This window comes from Janthinobacterium sp. FW305-128 (genome assembly GCF_020858135.1).
Lineage (GTDB): Bacteria > Pseudomonadota > Gammaproteobacteria > Burkholderiales > Burkholderiaceae_D > Janthinobacterium.
The window spans coordinates 180,716-192,708 of sequence record NZ_JACYMK010000003.1; the positions used below are offsets into that span (position 1 = coordinate 180,716).

The 11,993-nt window shown below is 65.3% G+C and carries 13 protein-coding genes; 7 read left to right on the plus strand and 6 right to left on the minus strand.

Annotation, left to right across the window (positions count from 1 at the left end; translation table 11 throughout):
• Window positions 1-7: 7 nt before the first annotated feature.
• From IGS60_RS08340 to IGS60_RS08360, 5 genes are all read right to left on the minus strand, one after another.
• On the minus strand, window positions 8-1,264 hold the full coding sequence (locus IGS60_RS08340) for an ABC transporter substrate-binding protein (protein WP_230503693.1): 1,257 nt from the start codon (window positions 1,262-1,264) through the stop codon (window positions 8-10).
• A gap of 88 nt (window positions 1,265-1,352) precedes the next feature.
• Window positions 1,353-2,366, minus strand: a complete 1,014-nt coding sequence (locus IGS60_RS08345; protein ID WP_070221837.1) for an SIS domain-containing protein — start codon at window positions 2,364-2,366, stop codon at window positions 1,353-1,355.
• Complete coding sequence (nagA, locus tag IGS60_RS08350) at window positions 2,356-3,468, minus strand: N-acetylglucosamine-6-phosphate deacetylase (protein ID WP_230503695.1); 1,113 nt, start codon at window positions 3,466-3,468, stop codon at window positions 2,356-2,358. The genes IGS60_RS08345 and nagA overlap by 11 nt, the downstream gene beginning before the upstream one ends.
• A complete protein-coding gene (locus IGS60_RS08355) occupies window positions 3,465-4,199 on the minus strand; it encodes a GntR family transcriptional regulator (RefSeq protein WP_070221876.1) in 735 nt (244 codons plus the stop codon). The genes nagA and IGS60_RS08355 overlap by 4 nt, the downstream gene beginning before the upstream one ends.
• 2 nt (window positions 4,200-4,201) lie before the next feature.
• Window positions 4,202-5,074 (minus strand): BadF/BadG/BcrA/BcrD ATPase family protein, encoded by an 873-nt coding sequence (locus IGS60_RS08360; protein ID WP_230503697.1) that lies wholly within the window; start codon window positions 5,072-5,074, stop codon window positions 4,202-4,204.
• A 348-nt stretch (window positions 5,075-5,422) separates the two neighbouring features.
• On the opposite strand from IGS60_RS08360, the gene IGS60_RS08365 reads away from it, so the two are divergent.
• Entirely contained in the window at window positions 5,423-5,710 is a 288-nt protein-coding gene (locus IGS60_RS08365; RefSeq protein ID WP_034759823.1) for a hypothetical protein, read from the plus strand.
• A 51-nt stretch (window positions 5,711-5,761) separates the two neighbouring features.
• On the opposite strand, the gene IGS60_RS08370 is transcribed toward IGS60_RS08365, so the two are convergent.
• Complete coding sequence (locus IGS60_RS08370) at window positions 5,762-6,040, minus strand: hypothetical protein (RefSeq protein ID WP_139143662.1); 279 nt, start codon at window positions 6,038-6,040, stop codon at window positions 5,762-5,764.
• A 417-nt stretch (window positions 6,041-6,457) separates the two neighbouring features.
• Between IGS60_RS08370 and IGS60_RS08375 the strand changes: the two genes are divergently transcribed.
• From IGS60_RS08375 to IGS60_RS08400, 6 genes are all read left to right on the plus strand, one after another.
• Window positions 6,458-6,982 carry a hypothetical protein gene (locus tag IGS60_RS08375; RefSeq protein WP_230503698.1) on the plus strand — a complete coding sequence of 175 codons (525 nt, stop codon included), beginning with the start codon at window positions 6,458-6,460 and terminating at the stop codon, window positions 6,980-6,982.
• A 51-nt stretch (window positions 6,983-7,033) separates the two neighbouring features.
• On the plus strand, window positions 7,034-8,665 hold the full coding sequence (locus IGS60_RS08380; protein WP_230503700.1) for an ExeA family protein: 1,632 nt from the start codon (window positions 7,034-7,036) through the stop codon (window positions 8,663-8,665).
• Window positions 8,666-8,667: 2 nt separating this feature from the next.
• Window positions 8,668-9,366: a general secretion pathway protein GspB gene (locus IGS60_RS08385; protein WP_230503702.1), complete on the plus strand. Its 699-nt coding sequence runs from the start codon at window positions 8,668-8,670 to the stop codon at window positions 9,364-9,366.
• Between the two features lie 100 nt (window positions 9,367-9,466).
• Complete coding sequence (locus IGS60_RS08390) at window positions 9,467-10,975, plus strand: alkaline phosphatase family protein (RefSeq protein WP_230503704.1); 1,509 nt, start codon at window positions 9,467-9,469, stop codon at window positions 10,973-10,975.
• 94 nt (window positions 10,976-11,069) lie between these two features.
• Window positions 11,070-11,594, plus strand: coding sequence for a molybdopterin-guanine dinucleotide biosynthesis protein B (gene mobB, locus IGS60_RS08395; RefSeq protein WP_230503706.1), 525 nt, complete (start codon window positions 11,070-11,072; stop codon window positions 11,592-11,594).
• A gap of 57 nt (window positions 11,595-11,651) precedes the next feature.
• On the plus strand, window positions 11,652-11,852 hold the full coding sequence (locus IGS60_RS08400) for a YjfB family protein (RefSeq protein ID WP_034781856.1): 201 nt from the start codon (window positions 11,652-11,654) through the stop codon (window positions 11,850-11,852).
• Window positions 11,853-11,993: the final 141 nt, after the last annotated feature.

Sequence of the window (11,993 nt, forward strand, 5' to 3'; positions counted from 1 at the left end):
GGTGTCCTCAGTGGCGCGGCAGGGTGGCCAGCTTGCGGTTCCAGATGGCGACGGCCTGGTCCAGCGCCTGCTTCACGTCCTGCTTGCCCGTCACGCCCGCCTCGACGGCCTTCACCAGCGAGCGGCGCAGCTCGTCGTAGTCGTCGATGCCGGCTACGTACAGCGTGCGCGAGTGGCCCATCGACAGGGCGCCGGCGGCCACCGCTTTTTCGGCCGCGCCCGCGTTTTGCGGCGTGGACAGAAAAAACGGGTCGGCCGCCGCCTTGACGGTGGTGGGGAAGACGCTGGCCTGGCGCGCGAAGGCCAGCTGGTTTTCGTCGTTCGTCAGGAAGCGCGCGAACTTGCCCACCGAGGGCAGCTGGCGCGCCGGCACGCCTTTCGGGATGGCGAAGTGCACGAGCCAGCCGCCATCGGCGATGCCGGTGGGGCCCAGCGGCGCAGGCGCCACGTCGGTGATGGCGTAGATATCTTTCGCGTCGCCGCGGATGCGCTGCATGGCCGTGGGCGGCGCCAGCAGCATGCCCAGGCGGCCGCCCTTGTAGGCGTCGATCACGGCCGGGAAATTGTCTTCGGCGAACAGGCTTTCCTTCAGCAGGCCGCCGACCTTGTAGGTGTCGGCCAGTTTCTGCACCAGCGTCACGTGCTGCGGCGAATTGAAGACGGCGCGGTTGTCCGTGATGACGGCCAGGCCCTGCTGCATGAACAGGCCGTCGATCTTCGAGAGGGCGGGGGCGATGCCGGCCTTGCCCGTGCGTTGCGCGATCTGGCGCGCGAACGCCAGCTGCTCGTCGAGGCTGGCGGGGCCGCGCGTGAGCCCGGCCTGTTTGAAAATGACGGTATTGAAGGCGATCACCGCGACATTGCTGTACATGGGAAAACCGTAGGTGCGGCCCTTGAAGCGCAAGTCGTCCAGGGCGCTGGGAATGTAGCTGGCGCGCGCTTCCTTGATCAGGCCATCGACGGGTGTGAGCAAGCCGTCGCGCGCAAATTCGTCGGCCCAGGGCACGTTCAGGCTGACCAGGGCGGGCGGCGTGCCGGCCACGATGCGCGTGACCAGCTTGGTCTGGATGACGTCCCACGGGAAGTCGATCCATTCGATTTTGACACCGGGATTCTGCGCCTCATAGCGCGCCACCACCGCATCGAAATACGGCGTGAACTTGGGCTTCATGCTGAAGGTCCAGAATTCGATTTTCTCGGCAGCCCATGCCTGCGGCGCGAGCAGGCCCGCGCAGGCAAACACTGCCAACAGTCTCTTGATCATTATTATTATCCCTGCCAGTGGCCCCGCAAGTGCCGGGGTCGGACCCTCAGGGTCCGACCCCAGTCTTCGCTTTCGGGTTGGGTATTGCTTAGTTTGTTTTTGTTACCTTGCTCAAGTGACGCGGCGCATCCGGGTCCATGCCGCGCGCGGCCGACAGTTTTGCCGCCATCACATAGAAGGACTGGATGGCGACGATCGGGTCGAGATCCGGCGTGGCCGCCACGGGCAGGGTCAGGTCGCGTTCGGCCACGTCGGCGGGTGCCGCCAGCAAGACCTTGGCGCCGCGGCCGCGCATTTCCGTGGCCAGCTGCAGCAGGCCGGCCTGGGTCGGGCCGCGTGTGGCGAAAATCAGCAGCGGGTAGCCGTCTTCGATCAGGGCCATCGGGCCGTGCTTGATTTCGGCGCCGCTGAAGGCTTCGGCCTGCAGGGCCGAGGTTTCCTTGAATTTCAGGGCCGACTCCAGCGCCACGGGGAAGCTGATGCCGCGTCCGACGACCATGATGTTGCGCGCCGGCGCCAGCACGTCGATGGCGGGCGACCAGTCGACGCGGGTCGCTTCGAGCAGCGCTTCGGGCAGCGCTTCCAGCCCTCCCAGCAGCTCGGGATCGTTCTGCCACTGGGCCACCATGCGCGCACCGGCGACCAGGCTGGTGATGAAGCTCTTGGTGGCGGCGACGCTTTGTTCCTTGCCGGCGCGCAGGGGCATGGCCCATTCGGCGGCGTGCGCCAGCGGCGAATCGATGTCGTTGACGAGGGCCACGGTGGTGGCGCCGCCATCGCGGAAGTAGCGGATCGGTTCGACCACGTCCGGACTCTGGCCCGATTGCGAGATCGAGATGGCCAGGGTATCGCGCGTCACCAGCGGCGATTTGTTCAGGGTCACGAGCGACATCGGCAGGGATGCCACGACGCGGCCCAGGCGCGCCATGATCAGGTAGGCGACGTAATTGCAGGCGTGGTCGGAGCTGCCGCGCGCGATGGTCAGCGCGGTCGAGAACGAGGTGCTCCTCAATTTGCGGCCCAGTTCCGCGTAGCGTTCCGTGTCGCTGGCCAGTTGCAGGGCGACGCATTCGGCGGCGGAAACGGCTTCTTTAAGCATCATTGAGGTCACAGATTTCTCCTTCTATATACACAGCTTTGAGTTTGAGATCGCGATCGAGTACCACCAGATCGGCGTAAGTGCCGGGGGCCAGCCGGCCGCGTTCTTCCAGGCCCAGGTAATCGGCGGCGTTGGTCGACACGCGCTTGGATGCGTCGGCCAGGTCCAGTCCCAGTCCCACCAGGTTGCGCAGCGCCTGGTCCAGGGTCAGGGTGCTGCCCGCCAGCGTGCCGTCGGGCAGGCGCACGCCGCCCATGCATTTCTGCACGGCGTGGCGGCCCAGCATGTATTCGCCGTCCGGCATGCCGGTGGCGGCGGTCGAATCGGTGACGCAGTACAGGCGCGGGATGGCGCGCAGGGCCACCTTGATGGCGCCCGGATGCACGTGCAGCAGGTCGGGGATCAGTTCCGCGTATTCGGCGTGCGCCAGGGCGGCGCCGACCATGCCCGGCTCGCGGTGATGCAGGCCGCTCATGGCGTTGAACAGGTGCGTAAAACCCATGGCGCCGTGTTCCAGCGCGGCCACGCCGTCTTCATAGGAGCCCAGCGTGTGGCCGATCTGCACGCGTACGCCGGCGTCGGCCAGGGCGCGCACCAGCTCCAGGTGGCCGGCGATTTCCGGCGCCACGGTGATGACGCGCAGCTTGGCCAGGGTTTGCAGGCGCTCGATTTCCGTCAGCGTGGCGGCGCGCGCGTAGTTCGGCTGCGCCCCGAGCTTGCCGGAATTGATGTACGGGCCTTCCAGGTGGGCGCCCAGCACGCGCGCCGTGTTCGGGCGGCGGTGCCTGGCGGCGATGCCGATGGCCGTCAAGGCCATGTCGATGTCTTCCGGCGGCGCCGTCATGGTGGTGGCCAGCAGGCTGGTGGTGCCGTGGCGCGCATGGATGGCCGCGATGGTGTAGACGGCTTCGCCGCCTTCCATGATGTCCTTGCCGGCGCCGCCGTGCACGTGCAGGTCGATGAAGCCGGGCAGAATATAGTCGTCGTTGTTGGCCGACGGGTGGACGGAATCGCCGGTGATGCTGTCGACTTTTTCGCCGAAGGCGATGGCGCCGTGGATCCAGCCGCCGGGGGTAAGGATATTGCCTTTGATAGTGCTGCTCATCTGCGCGACTCCGCTACGAATTCATAATAATCACTGCGGCAATACGAGTGGGTCAGTTCCACCGCTGCGCCGTTGTCGAGATAACTGACACGGGTGATGTGCAGCATGGCTTCACCCGTCTTGATATTGGCCAGCTTGGCCTGTTCCGCCGTGGCGTTGACGGCGCGGATATGCTGCAGCGCGCGCATCGGGATGGTGCCGCGCGACTCCAGGTAGCCGTACAGCGAATCGGTCACCTGCTGCGGGTCCGGCATGTACAGCGCGGGGATAGTGGTCGTCTCGATCGCCATCACCACTTCGTCGGCCGTGCGCAGGCGGCGCAAACGCGCCACCGGCATGTGCGGCGACAGGCCCAGCGACAGCAGTTCCAGCGGCGCGGCCGAGCCGATGTCGCGCTGCAGCCAGCGCGAGCCGGCCGTGAAGCCCCGCTGGCGCAATTCTTCCGAAAAGCTCGTCAGGCGCGACAGCGGCTGCTCCAGCTTGGGCGTGATGTAGGTGCCCGAGCCGCGCTTGCGTGTCAGCATGCCCCGGTCGCACAGCATGTCGATGGCCTTGCGCGCCGTCACGCGCGAAATTTCGAGGAGCTCCGACAGCACGCGCTCGGAAGGCAAGGCCTGGTTGGCGCGCCAGTCGCCGCTGGCGATGCCGTCCGACAGCATGTTCGCCAGCTGCATATAGAGCGGCGTGTCGCTGGCGGGATTCGGTTTGAAGGCGGACAGTTTGGCCAGCATGGTCATTGCTCCTGCAAGTGCTTGCGTATCAGGCGCAGACCGCCTGCGGCCGAGTCGCCCTGTGCCGGCACGACCAGTTGCAACAGTGCCGCCGGCAGGTAGCTCGACAAGGGCGCCGCCAGGCCGCCGCACAGGGCCACGGGCAAGGCGCCGGCCGGGTCGAGTGCCCTGGCGATGAGGGCGATCTGCTGGCCCGCGTCGGTCAGGATGCTGCGCGCCACGGCATTGCTGGCCGCGTGTTCGAGCACCAGGCGCGCCAGTTGCGCGAAATTGGTCTGGCTGGCGGCCGCCAGCCATACTTGCATGGCGTCGCGCTGGCCGCCGCAGGCGTCGATGACGGCCGTGGCGAAGGCGCTGCCGGGCACGCGGCCGTCGACCACTTGCTGCGCATGGTTGATGGCGCGCATGCCGATCCAGGCGCCGCCGGCTTCGTCGCCGGAAGGGAAGCCCCAGCCGCCCACTTCATGGCGGCTGCCGTCCGCGTGCAGCACTTCGCCCACGCTGCCGGTGCCGATGGCAACGATGGCGCCCGGCTGGCCCGCATGCGCGCCCAGCAGTGTGGTCAGGGCATCCGATTCGAGTGCGACTGCGGCATAGCCGGGATTGTGTTCGACGAAGCTGGCGGCCCACTGCTTGTTGTGCACGCCGGCCAGGCCCAGGCCGATGGCCATGCGCTGCAAGGAGGGTTGTTCCAGGCCGGCCGTGCGGAAGGCCAGGGTGACGGCATGCGCCACGGAGGTCCACGCCCGTTCGATGCCCAGTCCCAGGCCGGATGGGCCGCTTTGACCCTGTGCCAGTTCCTGGCCGTCGAGGCGCGCCAGGCGTACGCGGGTACCGCTTCCCCCGCCGTCGACGCCGATTATGTATTCGATCATGTTGTGCAGTCCCGCATTTGGTTGAGTGCGCCTGTCTCGGTTCTTTTATTTGTCGGGCGGCGAAAAAGCTGAAGGCACTATATTGTCGCCCCGATGGCTTGTCAACAGGTATTTAAGTGGTATTAAAAAATGCGTTGCGCGATGACGCGCCATGCCCGAGGGTGTGATTGCAAGCGATTGTTAATAAAGGAGTTTTTGTGTTTCGTGAATGGTATTGAAATTGGCCTTGTTTAATGCCAATTTTTTCCAACTGGTCTGTTGTTGGCGATGCGGTATTGCTTGCATGCATGCTTGGCAAGGGGCGCCATGAAGAGTAAAGTCCGGCTTTTACACCTGAGTTGGAAGAGCATGATGAACGACAAGGCAGCAAAGAGCGAGTACTGGGACGACTGGCAGCAAGAGGCGCTGGCCGCCGGTGTGTCGGCGCCGCTGGCCGCGCTGGGCATGGAAATGATGCGCACGCACCGCAAGAACCGCTGGCCGAAGGATTTCCTGGGCCGCGAAAGCGATGGCCCGGTCATGATCGAAATGTGCCTGGAAGATGAGGCGGAAACGGAATTGTTCTTTATCGAGAACCTGTATCCCTACGATGCGGCGCTGATCGAAAAGACGCGCCGCCGTCTGTGCCTGCACTGATCGTGCGCTGACGTGTGACTGGAACGGCCGCCTTGCGCGGCCGTTTTCACGTCAGTTACTGAATTTTTCGCTGCTCGTGGTGGCCCTGGCGCGCATGCGCAGGCTCAGCAGCACGATGGTGACCAGCAGCAGCGAATGTGTGCCCGGTTCATGCGAAGCGGGGGCGTGCAGGCTGGCGTCTTGCGACTGGAAACTGGCCAGGCGCGTGGCCAGGGTGGCGGGTGCCGCCTGGTAGCTGGCCTTCTGAACCGGCGCCGTGCCCGCCGCATGCGTGCTTCCAGCGGTCCAGAGCGACAGGGCCGCGCCCAGCAAGATCATTGTTCTCATCATATTCTTTATTTCCGCCGAGGGCTGTCAATCGATTACACATGGTCCCGCCGTATGCCGGCCCATGTCCTGTCCCCAGTTTGTATGCTTTCCGGCGTTGCTTATAGTGCACCGGAATGATATCTATTTATAAATTTCGTGTATTAAAACATAATAAAACAAAAATGCAAACGTCTTTTTGCAAATAAGTGCATGCGCTGCCTGTGCTTGCCGGGTGCGGTCTGTCTGTTGCATAGGGGAAATGACGTGGCATTTTCATGGGGGAGTGTCATAATGGCCCAGGCATTTCCGCCCAGGCATGGAGTAGATGATGAGCAAGGCACAGGACAGCAAGAAAGAAGCCAAGAAAGAACCGGCCAAGACCATGAAGGAAAAGAAGGAAGCCAAGAAGGTCAAGAAAGAAGAGCGCAAGCGCTGATCATGCGCGTGCGCCGTTCATTGACGCGCCCGTGGCGTGCGCCGGCCCTGCTGGCGGCGTTCGCCCTGCTGGCCGTTGGCCTGCCCGTGTCCGGCGTGCTGGCGCAGCAAAAGCCGGCGCCGTCCACGTTCGGGCAGGTGGTGGGCAATGCCGTGCTGTGCATCGACCAGATCGACAACAAAGCTTTTTATGCGTATTTGCTGACGGCCTTCGGCCCCGCCTACAAGCATGAAGGGGGCGCCTACTGGTTCCGCACGGACGCCACCTTGTGGGGCGCGCCGATTACCGACGTGATCGTCAGCGACGACACCAGTCCCCTCGTCTTCATGGGCGTGGTGGCGGACGCGACGCCGGAAAAGCTGGAGCCGGCCATCCGCGGCGCCTCGGGCCTGCGCTTCAATAAACTCGACAATTCCGCCTTTCCTGTCCGTGGTTCATTGCCTGGCAGTAAAATCGTCTACTTCCGTAGCAAGGCGAAAGTCTATTGCGCCAAATACAAGCCGTTGCCGCCCGCCCGCACCCGCTGAGGGTCTCGGCTTGCTGCCGCGCATTTTGATCGTTTCATCCGCAGGGTCTCCATGTACACGCATTATTTCCAGCTCAAGCAATCGCCGTTTTCGATCGCGCCCGATCCGCGCTACCTGTTCATGAGCGAACGCCACCGCGAAGCGCTGGCGCATTTGCTGTATGGCGTGGGCAGCGGCGGCGGCTTCGTGCTGCTGACGGGCGAAATCGGCGCCGGCAAGACGACCGTGTGCCGCTGCTTCATGGAACAGATTCCGGAAAACTGCCAGCTCGCGTATATCTTCAATCCGAAACTGTCTGTCGAGGAATTGCTGCTGTCGATCTGCGAGGAATTCCGCATCGCCGTGGCGCCCGGCGTGGCCAGCGTGAAAGGCTATGTCGACGCCATCAATGCGCACCTGCTGGCCAGCCATGCGCAGGGCAAGAACAATGTGCTGATCATCGATGAAGCGCAAAACCTGTCCGCCGCCGTGCTCGAACAATTACGTTTGCTGACGAACCTGGAGACGAGCGAGCGCAAGCTGCTGCAGATCATCCTGATCGGCCAGCCGGAATTGCGCGCCATGCTGGCCCGGCCAGAGCTGGAGCAGCTGGCGCAGCGCGTGATCGCCCGTTATCACCTCGGTTCGCTGACGGAGGAAGAGACGGCCAGCTATGTCCGCCACCGCCTGGCCGTGGCGGGCAGCACTGCGCAGACGCCGTTCGCGCCCCGTTTGATGGCGCCCATCCATGCCTTGAGCAAGGGGGTGCCGCGCCGCATCAACCTGCTGTGCGACCGCGCGCTGTTGGGCGCCTACGTGGAAAACCAGCCGCAGGTGACGCGCCAGATATTGCGCCGTGCCGCCGAGGAAGTGTTTGCGGAAGAGGGCAAGCCGGCTGCCGGACGGGGCCTGCGCTGGCCGCACGTGGCCGGCGGCGTGCTGGCCGGGGCCGTGGTCACGGCCGCGCTGGCCTGGCATTTCATGCCACGCACGCCTGCCACAGTGGCCGTGGCGAAAGCACCCGTCGTGGTGGCGCCGGCGGTGCCCGCTGCCGCACCTGTTCCCGCGCCCGCGACCGCCAGCGTGCCGGACCGCAACGCCGTGCTGCGCCAGCTGGCCAGCCTGTGGGGCGAGCAGTTGCCGGTCGGCGACGCTTGCCAGGCGGGCGCCCGCGCCGGCCTGCGCTGCCTGCACAGCCGGGGCGGCATCGCCGAGCTGCGCGTGCTGGACCGTCCCGCCATGCTGGCCTTGCGCGATGCGGGTGGCACGGAACAGCTGGCGCTGTTGACGCGTCTGCAGGATGACACCGCCACCTTGATGCTTGATGGCAAACAGCAAAGTCTGCCGCTGGCCCAGCTCGCGCAGCGCAGCGATGGCAGTTTCACGACCTTCTGGCGCGCCCCGCGCAGCTGGCGCGACGAAGTGCCGCTGGGCGCGCGCGGCGCCGACGTGGATTGGCTGGCGCAGCGGCTGGCGCAACAGCGGGGCTTGCCGGCGCCGGCCGCCAATCTGCCGCTCGATGCCGAGATGCAAAGCCAGCTGCGCGCTTTCCAGCAAAGCCAGAGCCTGCGGGCCGATGGCCTGGCGGGTCCGAAAACATATATACGCCTGATGCAGCTGGGTGACAATGCGGAGCCGCGCCTGAGCAGCGCGGCTCCTGCCGTGGCGGCGCCCGCTGCGACGGCGATGGTGGCGGGGAAATAAAGATGTCCTACATACTTGAAGCACTGAAAAAATCGCAGGCCGAGCGCCAACTGGGCGAGTTGCCCTCGATCCACGCACCGCAAGTGCAGCTGCACGATGCGGCCGCGTCCGGCGCTGGGCGGCGCGCGCCCGTCTGGCTGGCGCTGGGCGGCGTGACGGTGGCCGTGGCCGCCGCCCTGCTGTTCTGGCAGCCCTGGCAGGCAGGCACGGCTGCACCTGCGGCCGCTCCTGCCGTGCTGGCCCAGGCTGTGCCCGCGCCGCTGCCGGCAATCGTCCCGCCGGCAGTCCCTGTCCCTGTACCTGTCCCTGTATCCGCGCCGGCCCCCGTCACGCAAGTCACGCCCGTGCCGCCAGCGGCCGCACCCGTGCACCATGCCAGGCCTGTGGCGGAACCGAAGCAGGAAACGCCAGGCCAGGCGCTTCCCGTCGTCCCGGCTCCGGCTCCGGCCGTGCCGCCGCCGGCAGCCGAAGATGCCGTGCCCGGCATGCGCGACCTGCCCGAGCCGATACAGCGGCAAATCCCCCCGGTCGCCATCGGCGGCTATATCTATTCGAAGAATCCGGCGGACCGCCTGTTGCTGATCGACAAGGTCCTGCGCCACGAAGGCGAGGAACTGGCGCCCGGCCTGGTACTGGAAAAATTGCAGCCGAAAGCGGCCATCTTCAGTTTCAAGGGTTACCGCTACCGCGTGCCGTATTGAGTTGTTGTGCATCAAGGCCGGGCCCCCATAGCTGAACCATACTGGTTTGGCCTGGTCGAACCAGGGTCGCTGCGACCGTGTGCGCGGCCGGGGAGTTCCGATGATTGCTGCCGCAGCTGGTGAGGGTGCTTTTGATGCGCATGGCCTGGGTAACCTGGCGCGCATCGACCATATCGTCGTGCTGATGATGGAAAACCGTTCCTTTGATCACATGCTTGGCTACCTGAGCCTCGAAGGCGGGCGCGCCGATATCGATGGCTTGCAGGCCAGCCATGCCAACGTGCATGCGGGCGTCAGCTATCCCGTGCACCATTTGCGGCGCACGGCCTTTGGCCCGCAGCAAGACCCGTCGCATACGGGCACGTCGGTGGCGCAGCAATTGCAAAATAATAATGGCGGCTTTGTCGACGACTATGCGCAAACGCATCCGGGCGACCCCGACATCGACCTGGTAATGGGCTATTACAATGGGGCCGACTTGCCCATGTACGATTTTCTGGCGCAGCAGTTCTGCGTTTGCGACCGCTGCTACAGCTCCGTTCCTGGCGCCACCTGGCCCAACCGCCTGTATGCGATCAGCGGCAAGGCGGCCGGCAGCCGCGACAGCAAGCGCGTGCCCCTGTACACGAACAAATCCTTCGTGCGCCACCTGGACCGCGCCCAGGTCAGCTGGAAATTTTATTCCGCCTGGAAGCCCTGGAGCCTGGCGCTGACGGACGACCATTACCGTTCGTCCGAGCTGTACGAACCGTTCGGATCGAGCGCGCGCCGCTATGGCTTCATCGGCGATGCGCTGGCGGGCGCCTTGCCCTCGGTCAGCTGGATCGATCCGCATTTCTTTGAAAACGACGACCACCCGCCGGCCGACATCCGCGCCGGCCAGGCGCTGGTGGCGCAGGTCTACCAGGCCCTGTCGCGCGGCCCCGCCTGGGCGCGCACCTTGCTGATCCTCAGTTATGACGAGCACGGCGGCTTTTTCGACCATGTGCCGCCTGGCCCCGCCGTCGACGACGACCCTGCGTTTCGTCAGTACGGCGTACGCGTGCCCATGCTGCTGGTGTCGCCGCTGATCGCGCCGGGCAGCGTCAGCCACGAGGTATACGATCACACGTCGATCATCAAAACCATCCTGCAGCGTTTTTGCCGCGCCGCCGATGGCAGCTTGCCCCAGATGGGCGCGCGCGTGGCGGCCGCCAGCGGCCTGGGCGCCGTGCTGACCCTGGCGCAAGCCCGCGCTGCACCCGCCGTGCCCGCCGCCGTAGTGGCGCAGCGCGCCGCCTGGGAGGCCGATGTGCGGGCGCAGGATTTCGCCCCCCCGACGCCCGCTTGCCAGTCTGATGGCGAGCTGGCCTCCGCTGCCGCCGTCCCCTTCCAGTCCGATGCCGAGGCGGGCGCGATCGCCGCCCACCGGCAATTGGCGCGCACGGCCAGGAATGCACATGCGCTAAATGGCAAAGCAGCGGGCAAAGCAGCGGGCAAAACAGCGGGCAAAGCTGCGGGTAAAACGGCGGGCGCGGCAGCGCCGAAGTCGTCGGGCCGGCGCCGTCGGCAGGGCGGCAAGCCGGCGCCTCTTGCCGACGGGAATGGGGAAAAACCTGGAGTCGCGTGACTTGGATGAAGAGCTGGACGATGCGCCGGGTCTGCGCCGGCGGTCGCGCCCGTGGGGCTGCGTATAATCATTCCTTCTCAATCAAGGAGTGACCATGCACGATGCGATGCCCCCACACCCGGTACTCGGTGTGATCGGCCGTTCCGGCAGCGGCAAGACGACCCTGCTGGAATTTGTGGTGAAGGAATTGGCGGCGCGCGGCTTGCGCGTCAACCTGGTCAAGCACAGCCACCATGACCTGGCGCTGGAACCGCCGCAAAAAGACAGCGCCCGCCTGCGCATGGCGGGGGCGGCGGAGGTGCTGGTGGCGTCGCCGTATCGGTTTGCCATCGTGCATGAGCTGCGCGGGGCTCCTGAGCCGAGCCTGGCGCAGCAATTGGCCCGCATGGGGCCGGCAGACCTGACCCTGGTCGAGGGTTTCAAGACGGACCCCATTCCCAAGCTGGAAGTGTTCCGTCCGGAAGTAGGGCAGGCGCCCCTGTATCCGCATGACCCGCATGTGATCGCCGTCGCCTCCGACAGTCCGGCGCCGGCCGACTTGCGCGAGGGCGTGCAATGGCTGGACTTGAATGCCCGCGAGCACTTGCTGGCCTGGTTGCTGCACAGGCTGGAAAAATAAGCTAAAGGTTTGCCGGCGGCATCCGTTAACAAGAGTAGAACCTCATTGGAGAAACGTATGGACGTCGGAAGCATTGCTCAACTGTCAACCACGATGGCGGAGACAGGCACGCGGCAAGCCGTTGGCTTGACTGTCCTGAAAAAAGCCCAGGATATCCAAAGCTCGACCGCCACCGCCTTGTTGGCAGCGTTGCCGCCGGTACAATCGGCGCCAAGTCTGCCGGCTCATCTCGGTAACCGCATCAACACGACAGCCTGAGCGCGGTCCCGCGGCGCCAGTCCGGCGCTCGCCATAGATACGCCCACACCACCGTCATCGACGGTGGCGAGTGGGCGTTTTTGTCTGTCTTTTCGCCGTCCTTTTCGCCTTCCTCCCGTCTCCGTTCGCCATGACCCGGCC